The 19580-nt window shown below is 75.9% G+C and carries 13 protein-coding genes and 1 pseudogene; 8 read left to right on the top strand and 6 right to left on the bottom strand.

Features of this window, described 5'->3' with window-relative positions; genetic code table 11:
• Positions 1-7: 7 nt before the first annotated feature.
• The gene (locus ACI8AF_RS09205; protein WP_456539392.1) at positions 8-2617 is read right to left on the bottom strand and encodes a LuxR C-terminal-related transcriptional regulator; all 2610 of its coding nucleotides are present in this window, start codon (positions 2615-2617) and stop codon (positions 8-10) included.
• Complete coding sequence (locus tag ACI8AF_RS09200) at positions 2614-4359, bottom strand: Hsp70 family protein (protein WP_456539391.1); 1746 nt, start codon at positions 4357-4359, stop codon at positions 2614-2616. The genes ACI8AF_RS09205 and ACI8AF_RS09200 overlap by 4 nt, the downstream gene beginning before the upstream one ends.
• 479 nt (positions 4360-4838) lie before the next feature.
• Here ACI8AF_RS09200 and ACI8AF_RS09195 point away from each other — a divergent pair, with 479 nt between their 5' ends.
• From ACI8AF_RS09195 to ACI8AF_RS09185, 3 genes are all read left to right on the top strand, one after another.
• Positions 4839-6098 (top strand): IniB N-terminal domain-containing protein, encoded by a 1260-nt coding sequence (locus ACI8AF_RS09195; RefSeq protein WP_456539390.1) that lies wholly within the window; start codon positions 4839-4841, stop codon positions 6096-6098.
• Positions 6099-6217: 119 nt separating this feature from the next.
• Positions 6218-8059, top strand: coding sequence for a dynamin family protein (locus ACI8AF_RS09190; protein ID WP_456539389.1), 1842 nt, complete (start codon positions 6218-6220; stop codon positions 8057-8059).
• Positions 8056-9579: a dynamin family protein gene (locus ACI8AF_RS09185; protein ID WP_456539388.1), complete on the top strand. Its 1524-nt coding sequence runs from the start codon at positions 8056-8058 to the stop codon at positions 9577-9579. The genes ACI8AF_RS09190 and ACI8AF_RS09185 overlap by 4 nt, the downstream gene beginning before the upstream one ends.
• Here ACI8AF_RS09185 and ACI8AF_RS09180 read toward each other — a convergent pair.
• From ACI8AF_RS09180 to ACI8AF_RS09170, 3 genes are all read right to left on the bottom strand, one after another.
• A complete protein-coding gene (locus ACI8AF_RS09180) occupies positions 9576-9947 on the bottom strand; it encodes a hypothetical protein (protein ID WP_456539387.1) in 372 nt (123 codons plus the stop codon). The genes ACI8AF_RS09185 and ACI8AF_RS09180 overlap by 4 nt on opposite strands.
• Positions 9948-10295: 348 nt before the next feature.
• Positions 10296-11072, bottom strand: a complete 777-nt coding sequence (locus ACI8AF_RS09175; protein WP_456539386.1) for an enoyl-CoA hydratase-related protein — start codon at positions 11070-11072, stop codon at positions 10296-10298.
• A gap of 123 nt (positions 11073-11195) precedes the next feature.
• A complete protein-coding gene (locus ACI8AF_RS09170) occupies positions 11196-12161 on the bottom strand; it encodes a cyclase family protein (protein ID WP_456539385.1) in 966 nt (321 codons plus the stop codon).
• A 123-nt stretch (positions 12162-12284) separates the two neighbouring features.
• Here ACI8AF_RS09170 and efeB point away from each other — a divergent pair, with 123 nt between their 5' ends.
• From efeB to ACI8AF_RS09155, 3 genes are all read left to right on the top strand, one after another.
• Positions 12285-13556: an iron uptake transporter deferrochelatase/peroxidase subunit gene (gene efeB / locus ACI8AF_RS09165; protein WP_456539384.1), complete on the top strand. Its 1272-nt coding sequence runs from the start codon at positions 12285-12287 to the stop codon at positions 13554-13556.
• 198 nt (positions 13557-13754) lie between these two features.
• Positions 13755-15380 (top strand): protein kinase domain-containing protein, encoded by a 1626-nt coding sequence (locus tag ACI8AF_RS09160; RefSeq protein WP_456539383.1) that lies wholly within the window; start codon positions 13755-13757, stop codon positions 15378-15380.
• Positions 15381-15466: 86 nt separating this feature from the next.
• On the top strand, positions 15467-16945 hold the full coding sequence (locus tag ACI8AF_RS09155) for a protein kinase domain-containing protein (protein ID WP_456539382.1): 1479 nt from the start codon (positions 15467-15469) through the stop codon (positions 16943-16945).
• Between the two features lie 5 nt (positions 16946-16950).
• Here ACI8AF_RS09155 and ACI8AF_RS09150 read toward each other — a convergent pair whose 3' ends face one another.
• Entirely contained in the window at positions 16951-17484 is a 534-nt protein-coding gene (locus tag ACI8AF_RS09150; RefSeq protein ID WP_456539381.1) for a hypothetical protein, read from the bottom strand.
• A 160-nt stretch (positions 17485-17644) separates the two neighbouring features.
• On the opposite strand from ACI8AF_RS09150, the gene ACI8AF_RS09145 reads away from it, so the two are divergent.
• Positions 17645-18928, top strand: coding sequence for a competence/damage-inducible protein A (locus ACI8AF_RS09145; protein WP_456539380.1), 1284 nt, complete (start codon positions 17645-17647; stop codon positions 18926-18928).
• A gap of 106 nt (positions 18929-19034) precedes the next feature.
• A pseudogene (locus ACI8AF_RS09140) lies at positions 19035-19580 on the top strand (hypothetical protein); the annotation flags it as partial.

Genomic DNA, 19580 nt, shown 5'->3' with positions numbered 1-19580 from the left:
GGCAGGCCTACCCCGCCAGCTCGGCGCGCAGCCGCGCGAGCAGGTCCGACCGGTTGCTGGCGCCGAGACGCTGGCGCATCCGTGAGATGTGGTGCTCGACCGTCTTCGCGGAGATGAAGAGCTGCGCGCCGATCTCCCGGTAGGTCTTCCCCGCGACGACGAGCCGTGCCACCTCCTGCTCCCGTTCGCTCAGCTGGCAGGGGGCCGAGGCCGCCGGTGGTGGCGTGGGCACCGACGGCGTGAGGGTCGACGCCGTCGTCGCCGGCGGTGTGGTGCCGAGCGTCTCGACGCCGTGGATCTCGCTCAGGGCGCGCGCGCAGCTGAGCAGGGCGGTGCGCTCGCGAGGGTCGGTGGCCCGGGCCGCGGCCTGACCGGCCAGCCTCGACCCGTCCCACGCCAGGCCGATCCCGGCGAGCTGTTCGGCCGTCGTGACGACCGTCGCGGCGTCGGCCTGCCCGGTCAGGACGCGCAACCACGTCCGTCCGGCGCCCGCGAGCGTGGCCGCGTAGGGGCTGGTGCGCGCGGCTGCGACCAGCGCGGCGGCGTGCGGCCGGAGCGATTCCGGGTCGTCGGTCAGGATCGCGGCCTGGGCGCCGCTCCAGTGCAGCGGGGTGGCCCACAGCGGCGGGCGCCCCAACCGGTCGAGCAGCGCCTCGGCTGCACCCACGTGCGGCCGCAGGCGCTCGGTGTCCTGCAGCCTCGCGGCCGCCACCACCAGTTCCCCGAGGGGGAGCAGGGCGAAGAGCTCGACGGGGCAGCGCAGGACGGCCTCGCGGGCGTGCACCCAAGCCCGCACCATGCCGGCGACGTCGCTCGCCCGCCGGGCCAGCCCGACGTCGAGCGCCTGGGCGTAGAGCTCGTCGCGGGGTTCCAGCGCGTCCCCGGCCTGGGTGCGTGCCTCCTCGACGTGCCTGCGGGCGGTCGCCAGCCGACCGCGGAGCATCGCCACCCAGGCGAGCAGGAGGGAGTGGCGCGGCCGGGCGGCCGGGCCGCCGATGTCGGCGGCGACCGCACGCCGCAGCGACGACTCCGCCACGTCGAGCTCACCGCAGTGCAGGGCGACCAGCGCGGCCAGCGCGGACGGTGTGTCCGGGAGCAGCGTGCGGCGACCCACGGGCTCGAGCAGCGTGGCGGCCCGGGTGAGCGTGGACAGCGCGGCGGCGGCGTCCGCGCTCGCGTCCGGTCCCCCCTGCAGGGACTCGAGGACTCCCTGCGTCATGAGTTCCCGGGCACCGGCGAGCATCGACGGTGCGCCCCGCCCGTCCGCGCGGCTCTCCGCGAGCAGCTGCCGTGCCCCGTCGAGATCGCCCACGGTGAGGAGCTCCAGGGCCGCCGACCCGTGACCGTCCGGCCCGGCGAGCCGGAACAGCTCGGCGCTGCGGGCGGGCAACCCTCGTCGGGCCAGCACCGCCGCGGCGACGTCGGCGGCGAGCGTCCGGTCGGGGACGTCCTGGTGGACCAGCGCCTCGTCCGCGAGGCGCAGGGCCGCATCGAGGTCACCGCACAACGCCGCCGCCTGTGCCCGCCGCGCGGCCAGCCGGTCGGGCGGCGCCCCCGCCAGCGTCGCCTCGGCGAGCAGCTCACCGGCCAGCGCCGGCTCCTCCGCCAGCGCTGCGGCGCCGCGGCGCTCGAGCAGCTCGGCCACCCGGGGATCCCGGACGCCGTCGGTGGCGAGGGCGCGGGCCAGCTCGACCGGTTCCGCCCCCGAGCGCAGCAGCAGTCCGAGCAGTCGCCGGCGGACGCCGCGGGTGAGCTCGCCGGGCGTGTCGGCCAGGACGACGCGTCGGACCAGGGGGATCAGCCGGCCGTCCGGGAGCAGCCAGCCGCTCGCCCGCGCCTCGGCCACGAGCGCCGCGCTGCGCCGGACGGGGACGTCGAGCAGCTCGGCGAGCAGGTCGAGGTCCAACGGGGCGCCGGCGGCCAGTGCGTGCAGGCAGGCCTGGGCGTCGTCGTCCACCCCCAGCAGCCCGCAGCGCACGTGCTCGACGACCTCCGGCGGGACGGACAGGCGCGGCGGCTGCCCCTGCCCTCCGCGGGCCGGGCGGCCGGCGGCCTCCGTGCGGGCCAGCCCCTGCAGCAGGCGGTGCACCAGGTCGGGAAGCCCTCCGGTCAGCCGGACGACCTGATCGGCGACCCGGTGACCGGTCTCGTCGCCGAGGACCCGCCGGGTCCAGGCGGTCACCACGCGGTGGTCGGCGTGCGCCAGGACGACCGGCCGCCGGTCGCCTCCGAGCTGCTTCAGCAGCTGTGCCAACGGCGCCGGACGTGGGAAGGGCCGGAACGCGAGCACGACGCGGGTGCCCGGGTGGTGGAGCAGGCGCGCGATGCGGCCGGCGACCTCCTCGTCGAGGAGGTGCGCGTCGTCGACGACGAGGGCGAGCTCCTCGCCGGCCTCCGCCGGGTGCGGAGCCCGCCATGCGTCCACGACGGTGCGGCCGGCCGCCCGGTGGGCGTCGGCCAGCTCCTCGAGCAGCACGGACTTCCCCGTGCCACCCGGCCCTTCCACGGTGACGGCTCGTGCGCACTGGACCAGCTCGCGCGGCGCCGTGGACACGAGGACCGACTCGGCGGACGGCCGGGGAGCGGGTACGGGCCGTGTGCGCAGGGCGGCGGTCATGCCGTCTGCTCCGCGACGACCGGCTCGGCGACCGGCTCGGCGACCGGCTCCGGGGCGGGCTGCGGTTCGGGCTCCGGCTGCGGTTCGGGGGCGGGCTGCGGTTCGGGGGCGGGAGCGGGTGCCTCGGACACGGGGGCTGGTGCCTCGGACGTCGGGGCGGGTGCCTCGGACGTCGGGGTGCCGGGGTCCGCCGTCGACGTGTCGGGCGGCGTGGTCGTCCCGGCCGGGGGCGCGGACGTGGTCGGCGCGGGCGGGGTCGTCCCGGACGCGGTCGTCCCGGGCGCGGTGGCGGTCGTCCCCGCAGCCGTCGGCGCGGCGGACGACGTCGTGCCCGCTGAGGACGTCGTGCCCGCTGACGACGCCGCGGCCGCTGACGACGCGGGGGCGGACGCTGCGGACGTGGTGGAGGACGCCGATCCGCTGGATCGCACGGTGCCCGGGCGGTCGTCCGCGTCCCGCGAGGAGCCCTGCGCGTCGCGCGTCGAGCCGGCGGGTCGGACGGCGCCGGCTGCGCTCACCGGACCGGCCGCGGCCGCCCGCTCGCCCTCGGCGGCCGTCGACGAACCGGGTGCGGCATCCTCGTCCGCCGCGGCGACCGGTTCGCTCGGACGGTCGCCACCGGCGCTGAGCCACTCGAGCAGCACCGGCGGGGCCAGGACGAGGACCAGGAAGAAGCCGGCCACCACGGCCAGCCGGGGGCTCCGCCGGCGCGACGGGCGCCCCGGGGGTGGGGGCAGCGCCGGCCGGCCGGCCGGTCCGGTCGTCCCCGTCCTGCCCACCTCGCTGCTCCCCCGCCCCCGTGGGGCACGACGGGCGGCGGGCCGCCGCGATGCGGCGGAGTCCTGGCTCGAGGAGCCGGTCCCCGACGGAGATCCGTCCTCGTCCGGTGCCTCGTCGGCCGGATCCGCGTCGCCGAGCGGCTCCGGGACGGCGGGCGACCCCGCTGCCGCCAGCCGAGCGGCACCGATGGCCGCGGTGAGCGCCGGGTCGTCCGCCACGACCAGCGGCGCCGGGACAGCCGTCGACAGGCGCTCGACGAACAGCGGCATGCGTACGGCCCCACCGGTCAGCAGCAGGGCGGTCAGCTCGGCGGCCGCGATCCCGGAGTCGGCGAGGCCCGTGGCGACCGCGTCGGCGGCGGCCTCGAGCCGGTCGCCCACGAGCTCCTCGAGCTCCTCGCGGGTCAGCCGGACGGACCCGCCGGCCCACGAGGCGTCGACCGCCACGTCGGCCACCGTGTGCACGGACACCGCCTCCTTGGCGGCGACGCAGGCGGCCCGCAGCTCCCGGGCGTGCTCGGGCGGGACCGGCGGGGACCCGGCGCCCCCGGGAAGGCAGTCCCGCACGTGCGCGAGGACCGCGTCGTCGACGTCCCACCCGCCCCAGGGCAGGGGGGTCGGAGGGACCGCGAGATGTGCCGGGGAGCCGTCGGGACCGGTGCCCACGACGGCCAGGTCGAGCGTGGCCGCGCCGAGGTCCACGACGAGCGCGGTGCCCTCGGCCGGCAGCGCCTCGCCGGCGACCTGCGCGGTCACCGCCGCGACGGCCGACGAGACCAGGGAGACGTGCGGGAACCCGGCGGCGCGCAGGGCGTCGTGGAGGAGACGCCGCCGGTGACCCGCCCACGACGGCGGGACCGCGACCGTGAGCCAGGACGGCGCGCTGCCGCGCTCCTCCGCGGCGAGCGCGGCGACCCGGGTGACGGCCGCCGCGATGGCGCCGGCGTCCGGAGCGGACCGCACGGCGGGGCGGGTCCGCGCGGGACCCCCTAGGGGGAGGGGGATCCCGTCACCAGCTGCTGCGTCGGTCCCGGAGGCGTCCCAGCTGCCGCTGAAGATGACTGCGACGGCCGACGCGGGCCGTTCGGCGTCGGCCACGGCTGCCCGGATGGTCGAGGCGCCCACGTCGACGCCCAACCCGTACTCGCCACTGGGCACAGGTCCCCCCTCGAAGTCCGCCTGAGCGGTCGTGCTGACCAACCGGACGTCCATGGAACGTAACTGTCCGCGAGTGGTCTGTGGGGCGTCTGCGCGCCATTGGGGTTGTCGGGCCTCAAGTGAGGGGCGACACCCCGTATCCCCTAACGCTGGGTCAGCGCGTTCCCCCCATCGGCGGTGCCAGGGAGCGGGCCCGACCCCGATACGGGAGGGGCGGGAGTGACAGTTGACTCCACTCCGCCAGCCGGCCGCGGGAGACCGGCTCAGACCCAGGAGTGCCTCACATGTCGAACCTCGTCGTGTCGCTGATGGACTTCATCCTCGACCTGCTCCGCGACCCCAAGGCCGCGGCGGACTTCGAGCGCGACCCGCACGCCGCGCTCGAGTCCGCCGGCCTCGCCGGCACCACCCCGGCCGACGTGGACGCGGCCATGGGCGCCATGGCGGACTGCTCGCCGGTCCGCGACTGGGACGGCGGGCACGGGTACGGCGGGCACGGGTACGGCGGGCACGGGTACGGGCACAAGCCCGACCGGGACGACGACGACCACGTGGCCGGCTGGTCCCGCCCGTGGAAGCGCGACGACGACGACTGCGACGACGACCACAAGCCGCACGTCGCTCCGTGGCGCGGCCACGACGACGACTGCGACGACGACCACGAGCCGCACCACGGTCAGGCGCCCTGGCACGGCGACAACGACGGCCACGGGCACGAGATCGCCGTCATCCAGCACCTGCAGTACATCCAGCACACCTACACGATCGACAAGAGCACCGACGTCTGGGTGAACGGCGACGTCAACGTCCTCTTCGGCGACGACAACGTGCTCGCCACGAACGGCGCGGTGGCCCTCGGCGAGGTCGAGGACGTCCACGAGCTCGACATCGACACCACGAACATCGACGTCGACGTCAAGATCGAGGACTCCTTCAACGGCTCGTTCAACGAGAACAACGGCGACGGCAACGTCAACGGCGTCGGCAACCACGTCGACAACAGCGAGGACAACAGCGAGGACAACGACACGACGACCATCACGGTCGACGACATCAACCTGGGCGACCACAGCGGCAACAACGAGGGCGCGACCAACTCGGGCAACGAGGACAGCGTCGTCGGGAACTCGGGCAGCACCGTCGAGAACGGCGACGGCGACCAGCACATCGGCGACTCGACCGAGGTCGGGCCCATCACCGTCTCCGACGTCAACGTGGCCACCAACGGCGGCCAGATCGCCGAGCAGGGCGGCCAGAACGCCGACGAGGGCGGCGTCAACGCCTCCGACGGCGGGCACGTGGTGAACGACAGCTTCAACCCGGAGAACAGCTTCAACGACGAGGAGTACGACGTGGAGGTCGAGGACCTCAGCGTCGTCGTCGACTCGCCGGACGCCGTGGTCGGCAACGACCTGTCGATCGAGGACAACAACCTCGCCGGTGGGGACATCGACGACTCGGAGGACGTCCTCTCCGAGAACGCCGTCGCGGTCGACCACGCCGCGGCGAACTCCGGCGACCTGGAGCTGGGCCTCGTTCCCTGAGCCGACACACCACCCGGTTCGAGCCCGGCTGCGGTGCCACGCGACCCGCAGCCGGGCTTCCGGCTGTCCACCCGCGGGCGGGCAGGTGGTAGACCGGCAGACGCGAACCGGAGGTGACCGTGCCCGCACCGCTCGAACTCGTCGACCGCGCGCTCGTCCTCGCCAAGGAGGGCGACCGCGCGGACCTGCACCGACGGCTGACGCTCGTGCGGCGGCGCATCGAGGACCCCAGCGTCCGGGCGCTCGTGGTGGGTGAGCCGAAGCGGGGCAAGAGCTCCCTGGTCAACGCCCTGGTCGGCGCTCCGGTCTGCCCGGTCGACGAGGACGTCGCGACGCGGGTGCCCACGGTGGTCAGGGGAGGTCCGCAGCCGCGGGCGACCCTGGTCCACGCCCCGCGCGCCGCCCTCGCGGACGTGCCCGCGGGAGGGGTCCCCGACGAGGAGCTGCACCGGCAGGACGTGCCCCTGCAGGACCTGGCCGGCCGCCTGGCCGCCGGTCCCGACGCGGAGGGCCCGACGCAGCTGGTCCAGGCGGAGGTGGAGCTGCCCCGCAAGCTGCTCGCCGGCGGGCTGCAGCTGGTGGACACCCCGGGCGTCGGAGGAGTGGGCGCCGCGCGGGTCCTGGGCACGCTGGACCTGCTGCCGACGGCCGATGCGGTCGTCGTCGTCACCGACGCCTCGCAGGAGTTCACCGCTCCGGAGATGGCCTTCCTCCGCCAGGCGGTCGCGCTCTGCCCCCACGTCGTCTGCGTCGTGACCAAGGTCGACGCGACGCCGCACTGGCGCCGCATCGTCGACCTGGACCGCGGTCACCTCCAGGACCAGGGCCTGGAGATCCCCGTGTTCCCGGTGTCCTCGCCGCTGGCCGCCCTCGCCGTCCGCAGCAACGATCGCGAGCTGTACGACGAGTCGGGCCTGCGCCCCCTCACCGAGCACCTGCTGGAGCAGGTGGTGCAGCGCGCCGCCGACCTGGCCGAGCGGTCGCTGGTCCACGACCTCACGTCCGTCACCCAGCACCTGCTCGTGACGCTGCGTGCGGAGCTGGCCGCGCTCGAGACCCCGGCGGCCCGGGACGCGCTGGTCAGCGAGCTGGAGTCCGCCCGAGCCGCGGTGGAGGACCTGCGCCGCCGCTCGGCGCGGTGGCAGATCCTCCTCAACGACGGCGTCACGGACCTGATGGCGGACATCGACTTCGACCTGCGCGAGCGCACCCGCGTGATCACGCGCGAGGCGGAGACGGCGATCGACGCCCGTGATCCGGGCCCGGTCTGGGACGAGATCGCCGACTGGCTCGACGAGCGCGTCGCCGGCGCCGTCGCCGACAGCTTCGTGTGGGCCGAGCAGCGGTCGCAGTGGCTGGCCGCGCGGGTGGTCGAGCAGTTCGCCGAGGACGGCGGCGGTCTGGTGCCCGAGCTGTCGGTCGGCAGCCCGGCCGAGACCCTGGACACCCTGGTGGACATCCCCGACATCGACAGCGGCGACATGACCGTGCGCAGCCGACTGCTGATCGGCCTGCGCGGGTCCTACACCGGTGTCCTCATGACCGGCCTGGTCACCAGCCTCGCGGGCATGGCCATCCTCAACCCGATCTCGCTCGCGGCGGGCGTGCTGCTGGGCCGCAAGGCCTACAAGGACGACAAGGAGCAGCGCATCCAGCGGCGCCAGGCCGAGGCCAAGACCGTCGTCAGGCGCCACCTCGACGAGGTGGTGTTCCAGCTCGGCAAGCAGCTGAAGGACCGGCTGAGGGACGTCCAGCGGACCCTCCGGGACCTGATCACCGACACGGTGGACGAGATGTCCCAGTCGCTGTCCGACGCGGTGCGCGCGGCCCAGCGCGACACCTCCGCCGCGAGCGCGGAGCACAACGCGCGCATCCGGAGCGTCCGCCAGCAGGTGGACGCCGTCGAACGGTTGGCGCACGACGTCCGCCGACTCGCCGGCGAGGCCGGGCCGGCCGCGTGAGCACACCGCACGGCCCCGGCGCGGGCACGGGGACCGTCGCCGCCGTCCGGGACCTCCTGGAGGAGGCGAGCGCGGCCTACGCCGACGACCCGGAGGTGACCGATCGGCTCTCCGAGCTGCGCCGTCGGCTGGACGAGCCGCTGCGGGTGGCGATCGTGGGGCGGGTCAAGGCGGGCAAGTCGACGCTGCTCAACGCCCTCGTCGGTGAGCGCCTGGCGCCCACCGACGCGGGTGAGTGCACGCGGGTGGTCACCGTGTACCGGCACGGTGCGGTACCGCGGGTGGTGCTCGAGGAGCTGTCCGGTGCCCGCCACGTGCTCCCGGTCCACCGGGCGGACGGCGCGCTCCAGCTCGACCTCGGGGGCATCCCCCCCGAGCAGGTCGCCCGCCTGGTGGTGGACTGGCCGACGCCGGGGCTGGCCGCCGCCACCCTCGTCGACACCCCGGGGATCTCCTCCCTGTCGGCCGACACCAGCGGCCGCACGCAGGCGTTCCTCGAGGCGGGGCACCGCCTGCCCGGAGCCGACGCGGTCGTGTTCCTGACCCGGCAGATGCAGCCCGACGACGTCGCCTTCCTCTCGACCTTCCAGCAGGAGGCGGGCGACGTGGGGGTCAGCACCACGACCCTGACGGTGCTGTCCCGCGCGGACGAGGTGGGCGCCGGACGCCTGGACTCGATGCGCGCCGCTCGCGGTATCGCCGAGCGCATGGCCCGCGATCCCGCGGTGCGCGCGGTCAGCCACGACGTGGTGCCGGTGGCCGGCCTGCTCGCGCTGGCCGGGAGGATGCTGCGCCACCGGGACTTCGTCGCGCTGCGCACGCTGGCGAACGCGCCGGGGCCCGACGTCGAGGCGATGCTGCTCACCGCCGACCGCTTCGTCCGGGAGGAGGCGCCCGTCGCGCTGGCGCCGGCGGTCCGGTCGTCGCTGCTGGAGCGGTTCGGCCTGTTCGGCATCCGGCAGTCCATCGTCCTCATCCGCGCCGGCGTCGACGACGCCTCGGGGCTGGCGGAGGAACTGCTGCGCCGGAGCGGTCTGGTCGACCTGCAGCAGCGGATCGCCGTGCACTTCACCCGCCGCGGTGCACAGGTCAAGGCGGCGACGGCGCTGCACCGGCTCGAGCGCGTGCTGCGCGCGGCGCCCCGGCCGGAAGCCGCGTTCCTCTGGGACGAACTGGAGCGGGTGCGCCTGGAGGCGCACGACCTGGCGGAACTGGCGCTGCTCGCCCGCCTGCGCGCCGTCGACGGCCCGCTGCCCCCGCCGCTGCGGGGGGACGCCGAGCGGCTCCTCGGCGCCGAGGGCGACGCCCCCGAGAACCGCCTCGGGCTGCCGCTCGGTTCCTCGCAGGACCAGGTGCTGGCAGCGGCCGGGGAAGCGGTGGCCCGCTGGCGTGCCCTTCTCGAGGACCCGCTGCTCGACCGGGCGGCGACGGACGCGGGCGCGGTCGTCCTCCGGTCGTGCCTCGCCGTGCAGGCGGCGGTGGACGGCGCCGGCTCGGAGGCGGGCGGCGCGGCGTCCTAGCGCCGTCCGAGCGCCCGGCGCACGGGCCGGCTGACCAGCACGGCCAGCCCGACCACCACCAGGCCGATCTGGGCGAGGAAGGCGATCCGGTCGGCGTCCGGCCCACCGGCGACGATGCTCTGCGCGAGCGCGGCGGCCGGCGCCGCGACCGCGCCGGTGACGACGAGGGCCCAGCGTGCCCAGGAACGGCGGGTCAGCAGCAGCGCGGCCCAGACGAGCAGGAGCAGACCGAGGGCGGCTTCCGCGCCGAGGACCGCGAGCAGCGTCGTCCGGACGCCCGACTCGACGAGCTCCTCGGATGCCGCCGGGTCAGCGGCCTGCGCGGTCGCCGTCAGGCGTTCCCGCAGCCCGTCGCCGTCGACCGCCATGGACGCCACCCCGGCCACCGCGGCGGCTCCGGCGGCCGCCCACACCGCCGCGGTGAGCCGGACGACCCCGGTCCCCGTCCGGGGCGCGGGCGCGGTCCCGGGCAGCGGCAGATCGCTCGTCAGCCGCGGTCGGGGCGGTGGGGCGGCCGTGGGACGGGACCGCTGCGCGCTCCTCGCACGGGGCGCAGACGGGTACGGACGTTCCTGGGCCAGGGTCACGAACGCCTCCTCTCACTGGGGCGAACCTCTCACCGCTGATCGCGTCGGACGGGGCGGTGGGCCCACGGCGAGGAGCGGTACCGGCGCGTACCCAGCCGGTCGGAACCGGGAGCGGCGGAACCCCTGCGTTCAGTGACCGACGAAACGGGCCGGGCGCTTCTCCAGGAAGGCCTCGACGGCCTCGCGGTGGTCGTCGGTCTGCCCGAGCTCGGTCTGCAGCCGCGCCTCCAGGGCGATGGTGTCCTCCAGGGCCGCGGTCGGCGCCGCGGCCAGCACGGTCTTCACCGCCCGGTACGCGGCGGTGGGGCCGGCGGCCAGCCGGGCGGCGAGCGCCCGGGCCTCGGCGAGCACCCGGTCGGCCTCCACCACGCGGTGCACCAGTCCCCACTCGGCCGCCGTCTCGGCGAGGAAGGGCTCGGGCAGCAGCAGCAGCTCGGTGGCCCGGGAGACGCCGACGCAGTGCACCAGCCGGGCCGCCAGCGCCGAGTCGCTGGACAGGCCGATGCCGGTGAAGGCGGTGGTGAACTTCGCGCCGAGGGCGGCCACCCGGAGGTCGCCGGCGAGGGCGAGGCCCAGCCCGGCGCCGGCGCACGCGCCGTTGATGCCGACGACGACCGGCACCTGCAGCGCGGACAGCGCCAGGACGAGCGGGTTGTACTCGCGCTCCACGACGTCCAGCGAGGTCGCCGCGTTCCCGCGCAGCGACTCCACGTGCTCTGCCAGGTCCTGGCCCACGCAGAAGGCCCGGCCGGTGCCGGTGAGCAGCACCGCGCGCACCGAGGGGTCGCCGGCGACGTCCTGCACCGCGGCGAGCAGGTCGGTGCGCAGGGCGTGCGAGAGGCCCGGCCGCTGGAGGGTGATCGTGGCGACGCCGTCGGCGTCCTCGCGGGTCACGGTGTCGGACATCGTCGTCGTCCCTTGCTGTCGGGGTCAGGCAGAGGAACCTATACATGCGGATCCGAGCCGGAAACGCACGCATAGGTTCCTATGCCTGAGACCCCGGGTGCCTGAGACCCCGGGCGGGTCAGGTCACTTGATGGCCAGCGGGTTCACCGGGGAGCCGGTCGCCTCGTGCACCTTCAGCGGTGCGGCGGCGTAGAGGAACGTGTACTGCCCGTCCTCGGCGCAGCTGGCCGACAGCTTCTCCAGGTCGGCGATCTCGGTGAGCGTCACCCCGAGGTTGCGCATCAGCGCGCAGTGCAGGGGCAGCGCCGTGCCGTTGTTCGGGTCGTAGGTGACCTCGTTGGCGATCGTGTCGGTCACCAGGTTCGGGATCTCCATGTCCTGGAACCAGCGCACCAGCTCCGGGCTGTAGACCAGGCCGGGCTCGTTGAAGCCCTCGTAGAAGCCCTCGCCCTGGTCGTAGAACAGCTGCAGGAAGTTGGTGCGGACGACGAGGACGTCGTGCTTCTCGATCTCCACGCCCTGCGCCCGGGCGCACTCCTGCAGGTCCTCGTGGGTGAAGGTCTCGCCCTTGTCGAGGGTGTCCTTCCCGCGGAAGCGGGCCATGTCGAGCAGGATCCCGCGGCCCACCACCCCGCGCTGGGCGATCGGCTCGACGCTGGCCTTCGACATGCCGCCCACGGTGGTGCGGGCGTCGTAGCCGTTCCAGATCTTGCCGCCGTACCAGACGTGGCCGAGCGCGTCGTACTGCGTCGACCCCTGCAGGAAGGCGTCGATCTTGTCGTCGGCGTAGTGCAGGCCGCCCGGGAACTGCGGCGCGCCCTCGCCGTCCCAGGTGGACTCGTCGAGCAGCATCGTCCGGACGGCGGGGGTGCGACCCGGCCACACCGGGTCGCCCTTGGGGTCGCCGATGAGCCGCTGGAGGGTGAAGACCTCACCCTTCTTCACGTGCCGGACGCCGCGCAGGACCTCCTCGGCCGTGAGGTAGTTCAGGGCGCCGACCTCGTCGTCCTCGCCCCACTTGCCCCAGTTGGTGGGGGCGTCGGCCAGCACGTCGGTCATGTCGGGCACGGAGGTCTGCGGGCTGGCCATGAAGCTTCTCCCAAAGGGTCTCGGCGGTGAGGACCCGGACGGGCGCACGGCCTCGTCCGGTGTGCCCACCGTCACAGGTTGCTGACGGGCACGTCAATCCCGGGATCGCCGACCCTGGAGGGGATGACGGAGCGAGGTGCGGAGCCGGCCCGGCTGTCCCGCCGGCGGCTGCTGGGCTGGTTCGGCGCGGGGACCGCGGGCGCCCTGGCCGCCGGTGCCGCCGGCGGCGCCATCGGGCGGGCCACCGCGGAGGGGACGCCGCCCGCCGAGGGTGCGCCGACGCCCGAGCCGTCGTCGGCCGGCGATGCCGTCCGGTTCCACGGAGCGCGCCAGGCCGGCATCGTCACCCCGGCGCAGGACCGGCTGCACTTCGCCGCCTTCGACGTCGTGACCGACAGCCGCGACCAGCTGGTCGCGGTGCTGCAGGCGTGGACGGCCGCGGCGCGACGGATGACCGCCGGGCAGGACCTCGGGGAGGCGGACACCGGCGAGGCGCACGGCCTGCCGCCGTCCGGCCTCACCCTGACGATCGGCTTCGGGCCGACGCTGTTCGTCACCGAGGACGGCGTCGACCGGTTCGGCCTGGCCGACCGGCGACCGGCGCCGCTGCAGCCCCTGCCGGTCTTCCCCGGCGACGAGATCGACCCGGCGATCAGCGGCGGCGACCTGTGCATCCAGGCGTGCGCGAACGACCCGCAGGTGGCGGTGCACGCCGTCCGCAACCTCGTGCGGCTCGGCGCCGGGGTGGTGCGCCCCCGGTGGACCCAGACGGGATTCGGCCGGACCTCGTCGACGAGTTCCGCGCAGGCGACCCCGCGGAACCTGCTCGGCTTCAAGGACGGGACGGCCAACCTCAAGGCGGAGAACAAGTCCGCGCTGGAGCGGTTCGTGTGGGTGGGCGACGACGACGCAGCCTGGCTGGCGGGCGGCTCCTACCTCGTCACCCGCCGCATCCGGATGCTGCTCGAGGACTGGGACCAGGTCGCCGTCGCCGAGCAGGAGGCGGTGATCGGGCGGACCAAGCCGGCCGGGGCGCCGCTGGGCCAGCGGGAGGAGTTCGACCCGACCGATTTCACCGTCGTCCGCGACGGCCGGCCGGCGATCCCGCCGGACTCCCACGTGTTCCTGTCCCACCCGGAACACGCCGGGACGGCGATGCTGCGCCGGGGCTACAGCTTCGTGGACGGCACCGACGCCGCCGGCCGCCTGGACGCCGGGCTGTTCTTCATCGCCTACCAGCGCGACCCGGCGACCGGGTTCGCCCAGGTGCAGCGCAGCCTGGCCGGCGACGCGCTCAACCGGTTCATCCGGCATCGCTCCTCGGCGGTGTTCGCCTGCCCGCCGGGCGTCCGGGACGACGACGACTGGTGGGGTCGGACACTCTTCGCGGGCTGACGGCGCAAAAGCCCAGGTCGCCCCTGCGCGGACCGGTCCGTCTCGGCGCGGGGTGTCCTATGGTCTTCCTGGGGCATGTGTGAGCAGTGCGTCGCCCGGGAATCCAGGGATCCGGGTGGCGCCCGCTGCACGTGCCACGGGGCGGCAGCGTGGCGGCCCGCAGAAGGTCGGGCCGGACAGCGCGAGGAGTGACCCACGGTGGTCGAACCAGGTCGACGGTGCCTGGGTGACCGCTACGAGCTGGAGCAGCTGATCGCGGCCGGCGGCATGGGCCAGGTCTGGCGCGGCTGCGACGTGCTGCTCGGGCGGCCCGTCGCGGTGAAGGTGCTCCGCAGCGAGTACACCGGTGACCCCACCTTCCTGGCGCGGTTCCGCGCCGAGGCGCAGCACGCGGCATCGCTGTCGCACCCGAACATCGCCGCGGTCTTCGACTACGGCGAGGTCGTGACCGAGGACGGCAGCGAGGAGACGCTCGCCTACCTGGTCATGGAGCTCGTCGAGGGGGAGCCGCTGTCGGCGGTGCTGCGCCGCGAGGCCCCGCTGGACGTGCCGGCCACCCTCTCGGTGCTGCGGCAGACCGCCTTCGCCCTCGCCGACGCGCACCGCGTCGGCATGGTCCACCGTGACGTCAAGCCCGGCAACATCCTGGTCCGGGACGACGGCAGCGTGAAGATCACCGACTTCGGCATCGCCTGGTCGGCCGGCAGCGTGCCGCTGACCCGCACCGGCCAGGTCATCGGCACCGCGCAGTACCTCTCGCCGGAGCAGGCCGAGGGGAAGCACGCCACCCCCGCCAGCGACGTGTACGCGCTGGGCCTGGTCGGCTACGAGTGCCTCACCGGACGCCCGGCGTTCGACGGGGACAACCCGGTCACCATCGCCCTCAAGCAGGTGCGGCAGGACCCCGACCCGCTGCCGGAGGAGCTGCCGTCGGGCATCCGCACGCTGATCACCCGCGCCCTCGACAAGGACCCGGCCGCCCGCTTCGAGGACGGCGCGGCGTTCGTCGACGCTGTCGAGGCGGTGATCGCGGGACGCGAGCCCGAGACGATCTCCGTCCCGCGGCCCGCCGCGGCCGTCCCCCCGCACCCGCGGCGCCGCGCGGACGACCCGCCGACGCAGGTGACCGGGGCGAGCGGCCCTCGCACGGACTCGCCGGCCCGGCCGCCGGTGCGCCGGCGCCGATCCCTGGCGCTGGTGCTGCTGGCGCTGGTGCTGCTCGTCGCCGGGGCCGGTGTCGGGTTCCTCTACCTGCAGCGGGCCGTCGACGACGGCGGCTCCTCGCCCGCGGCCGCCACGAACAAGCTCGGCACCGAGGACATCGTGCTGACGGCGGCCGACTTCGTGGGGCGGCCGGTCGACGAGGTCGTCGGCGAGCTGAGCGAGCTCGGCCTCGAGATCCAGCTCAAGCCGGTGGTCGACGAGGCCGTGCAGCCCGGGCAGGTCACCGACGTGAGCCCGGCCGGTTCGCGGCTGCGTGAGGGCGACACCGTCGTCGTCACCTACGCCCGCGACCCGGGCGCGCCCGACCCGGGCGCCGACCTGCCCGACACCGGGGTCCGCGGCGAGCAGGCGCCGGCGGACGTCACCGGCGCCGAGGAGCAGATCACCGACGCGCCCGAGCCGACCGGCGCGCCGACGACGACGTCCGCACCGCCCACGACCACCGCAGGCGGGACGACGGCGGGCGACACGGAGACGAGCACCCCGACCTCCGACACCTCCACCTCCACCTCCACCAGCACGAGCACGTCCACCTCGACCTCGACCTCGACCTCGACGAGCACCGCCGCCGGGGAGGAGGCGGACGTCGACGGGGACTGACCCCGCGGTCACCCCTTCGGGCGCCCCAGGTGTGCGGGGAGGCTCCGACGGGCAGGGGAGGGGCCGGTTGCGCGAGGGAGGCGTCGGTGGTCGCTCCGGGTGGTCCGCCGCTGGGTGGCCGCTACGAGCTCGGGTCGTTGCTGGCCACGGGGGGCATGGGTCAGGTCTGGCGCGGCCGTGACCTCCTGCTCGGCCGGCCGGTGGCGGTCAAGGTGCTGCGCAGCGAGTACGCCGACGACCCGACCTTCCTCGCCCGGTTCCGCGCCGAGGCCCACCACGCCGCGCTGCTCGTGCACCGCAACATCGCGGCGGTCTTCGACTACGGCGAGGTGCCGGCGTCGGCCGGCAGCGGTGAGCACCTGGCGTACCTGGTCATGGAGCTGGTCGAGGGGGAGTCGCTGTCCGGCCTGCTGGCCCGCGAGGGCCGGCTGCCGGTGGACCGGACCCTCGACGTGCTGCGCCAGGCGGCCGCCGGCCTGGCCGCCGCCCACGCCGCCGGCGTGGTGCACCGCGACGTCAAGCCCGGCAACCTGCTCGTCGGCGCCGACGGCGTCGTCCGGGTAGCCGACTTCGGGGTGGCCTGGTCGGCGTCGGACGTGCCGCTCACCCAGACCGGGCAGGTTGTGGGCACCGCCCAGTACCTCTCCCCGGAGCAGGCCGACGGCGGCCGGAGCGGCCCGGCCAGCGACGTCTACGCCCTCGGCATGGTGGCCTACGAGTGCCTGGCCGGCCGGCGGGCCTTCGACGGCGGCACCCCCGTGCAGATCGCCCTCCGGCAGATCCGCGAGGAGCCCGCACCGCTGCCGGACGACGTCCCCGAGCCGGTGCGGGCGCTGGTCGCGCGGGCGCTGCGCAAGGACCCCGAGGAGCGCCTGCCCGACGGCGCGGCCTTCCGCGACGCCGTGGACGCCGTCCTCGCCGGGCGGCCGCTGCCGGCGCCCCCGCCGACCCGGCCGCTGGACGTGGTCCGGGGGCCGCGCCGGCGACTGCGACGGGCGCTGGTGCCGATGGCCGCCCTCGTGGCGGGCGCCGGGATCGGCGTCGGCGGCCTGGTGATCGCCGCCCCGGCCGCGGTGCCCCCGGCCGTAGCGGACACCGCGACCGGCGCCGGGATCGTGCTCCGCTCGACCGACCACGTGGGGCGGCCGCTGGACGAGGTGGAGGACGCGCTGGCCGCCGCCGGACTGCGGGTGACCACGGTGCCCTCGCCGACGGACACCGTCGCGCCCGGGACGGTGCTGGCCGTCAGCCCGGTCGGCGCGCTCGCCCGCGGCGACCTGGTGACCGTCACCTACGCCGTCGCGCCGCCGCCCTCGCCGTCCGTGGCCTCGTCGTCGTCCGCGTCGGCGCCGTCCGCGTCACCGGAGCCCGTCGCGCCGAGCGTCCCGGTCCAGGCGGCCGTGCCGCCGGCGCCGGCCCCGGTGGAGGCGGTCGACGGCGGCGGCGCCGGCTCCGGCGGCTCCGGCGGCTCTGACGGGTCCTCGGGGAACGGTCGGGGTCAGGGCAATGGCAACGGCGGCGGGCACGGCAACGGCGGCGGGAACGGGAACGGCCGGGGGCGCTGACCGCGTCAGGGCCGGCGGGCCGGTGCGAGCCAGAGGGCCACGCCGAGGCAGCCGAGTGCGGCGGTGAGGACGAAGCCCCGGTTCGTGGTCGCCTCGGGCAGGACCACCAGCACCCAGAACACGGCGAGCGCGGTCAGCCCCGCGGCGGCGGTGTTCCACGCCCGGTCGTTGCGCAGCTGCCGCGAGCGCACGGCGGCGAGCAGCGAGAGCAGGACGGCGAGGGTGGCGAAGGCGGCCCAGAGCGGAGCGGCCGACCATAGCGGTGCCTCGCCGTCCGGGCGCAGCAGCAGGCCGGTCTGCAGCAGCCCGGCCGAGCCGAGGACCAGCACGCGGACGGCGGCGGTGCCCCTCCTCGGGCGGACCAGCGGCACCGCCGACGTCGGGCGGGGCGGTCGCGGCAGGCCGTCCACCGGCCCGGTCGGGTGCACCTCCGGGGGCGGCGGCGCGGTCGCCGGCGCGCCGTCGTCCCGGACCCGGTTGCGGGTCAGCCGCACGGTGCGGTGGGTCGACGTGCGCGGGGGAGGTGTCGAGAGGGACACGCCGGCCTCCAGGGGGACGGGACGGGCCCGTCCGCCGGGCGCCGCTGCGGTTGCGCACGCTAGCTCCGCCACGTCCGTCGTCCCGGGGAACGCCGGAGGGCGGGTCGGGAGCGTCGCTCCTGTCTGCATCCGGACGGTCCCTTCCCGTTAGGGTCGCCGGGTGGGCACGCGCGCCGGCATCGTCGTCACGGGCACCGAGGTGCTGACCGGCCGGGTCGCGGACCGGAACGGACCCTGGCTGGCCGAGCAGCTGCGCGCGCTCGGCGTCGACGTCGGGCACGTCGTCGTGGTGGGCGACCGGCCGGACGACGTCCGCTCGGCCCTGGAGTTCCTCGTCGGCACCGGCGTGGACCTGCTGATCACCACCGGTGGGCTGGGCCCGACCGCCGACGACCTCACCGCGCAGGTCGTCGGGGACTTCCAGGGGCGGCCGTCGGCCGTCGACCCGGAGCTGGAGCAGCGGATCGGCGGCATCGTCGAGCGGCTCATGGCCCGCCGCGGGTGGCGGGCCGATCCTGAGGCGACCGCCGCCGGGGTGCGCAAGCAGGCGCAGGTGCCCGCGGGCGCCACGGTGCTGGACCCGGTCGGGACGGCGCCCGGCCTCGTCGTCCCGCCCGCCGACGGCCGCGACGGGCCGCCGGTGCTGGTGCTCCCCGGCCCGCCCGCGGAGCTGCAGGGGATGTGGGCGGCCGCGCTGGCCGCCCCGCCGACGCAGGCCGCGCTGGCCGGCCGCACCGAGCTGCGCCAGGAGACGCTGCGGCTGTGGGGGACGCTGGAGTCGCAGCTGGCCGCCACGCTGCGCGAGCACGACGCCGAGCTGGCCGGCCTGGAGGTCACCACCTGCCTCCGCGACGGCGAGCTGGAGATAGTCACCCGCTACGCGCCGGACGCGCAGCAGGCGTACGAGCGGCTCGCCGCGGTGGTCGAGGCGGACTTCGGCGACACGCTGTTCTCCCGCGGCCCCACCCTCGACGACCTCGTCGCCCAGGGCTTCGCCGACCGCGGGCTCACCGTCGCCACGGCCGAGTCGTGCACGGGCGGCCTGCTGGCTGCACGGCTCACCGAGCGACCCGGCTCGTCGGCCTGGGTGCTGGGCGGCGTCACCGCGTACGCGAACAGCGCCAAGGAGCAGTTGCTCGACGTCCCCGCCGACGTCCTGGCCGCGCGCGGCGCGGTGAGTCCCGAGGTCGCCGCCGCGCTCGCCGAGGGCGCCCGCGCTCGGTTCGGTGCGGACATCGGCGTCGGCATCACCGGCATCGCCGGACCGGGCGGCGGCACCGCGGACAAGCCTGTCGGCACGGTGCACCTGTGCGCCGTCGGTCCGGACGGACGTCAGGAGCGGTCGCTGCGGCTGCCCGGGTCGCGCTCGGCGGTCCGCGCCCGATCGGTCGTGCTCGCCATGCACCTGCTGCGGGTCCTGCTGGTGGGCGGCCCGCGGGTCTGACCCGTGCCGGCATGTTCCACGTGCAACATGCGTCACACGGCGCTGCGACGCGAAGAACGCGCGATCGCAGGTTTTGCGGCCCCGCCTCCTGCCTAACGACAGTGGCATGCCCGAGCCCGCGGGTGCCGCGGATGGGGGACGCTTCCCCCGGTCGTGGGCTCTGCGTGCGCTCTTCCTCCTTCTCTTCACCGCCGGTGGCCTGTTCGCCCTGGCCGTCCTGAGCGGCCCCGCGCGCGCGGCCGACGAGCCGGCGCCCGGGGTGCTCTCCACCGGGCTCGAGGCGCCGGTCGAGACCGCTGACCCGGTGGAGGCGCCGGTCGCTCCGGTGGCCGACGTCGCCGAGCCGGTGGGCTCGACGGTCGAGGACGTCGCCGCGCCGGTCGTGGCGCCGATCGAGGACTCCGCCGACGCGCCGTCGGAGCCGGTGGCGCCGGTCGTCGAGGACGTGCCGGCACCTGCCGAGGAGGCGCCGGCGGAGGAGCCGACGGCCCCGGTGGTGCCGGTCGTCGAAGACGTGGGCCCGGTGGTCGAGGACGTCGCCGCGCCGGTCGTGGCGCCGATCGAGGACTCCGCCGACGCGCCGTCGGAGCCGGTGGCGCCGGTCGTCGAGGACGTGCCGGCACCTGCCGAGGAGGCGCCGGCGGAGGAGCCG

This window comes from Blastococcus sp. SYSU D00669, from assembly GCF_054050715.1.
The sequence above is the reverse complement of the archived record's forward strand: the minus strand, read 5'-3'. Positions and strand labels throughout refer to the sequence as shown.

Coding starts and splice junctions, on each gene's coding strand:
- ACI8AF_RS09170 (WP_456539385.1), bottom strand. CDS start 12,161: ATGGCCAGCCCGCAGACCTCCGTGCCCGACATGACCGACGTGCTGGCC.
- ACI8AF_RS09195 (WP_456539390.1), top strand. CDS start 4,839: ATGTCGAACCTCGTCGTGTCGCTGATGGACTTCATCCTCGACCTGCTC.
- ACI8AF_RS09175 (WP_456539386.1), bottom strand. CDS start 11,072: ATGTCCGACACCGTGACCCGCGAGGACGCCGACGGCGTCGCCACGATC.
- efeB (WP_456539384.1), top strand. CDS start 12,285: ATGACGGAGCGAGGTGCGGAGCCGGCCCGGCTGTCCCGCCGGCGGCTG.
- ACI8AF_RS09180 (WP_456539387.1), bottom strand. CDS start 9,947: ATGGCGGTCGACGGCGACGGGCTGCGGGAACGCCTGACGGCGACCGCG.
- ACI8AF_RS09205 (WP_456539392.1), bottom strand. CDS start 2,617: ATGACCGCCGCCCTGCGCACACGGCCCGTACCCGCTCCCCGGCCGTCC.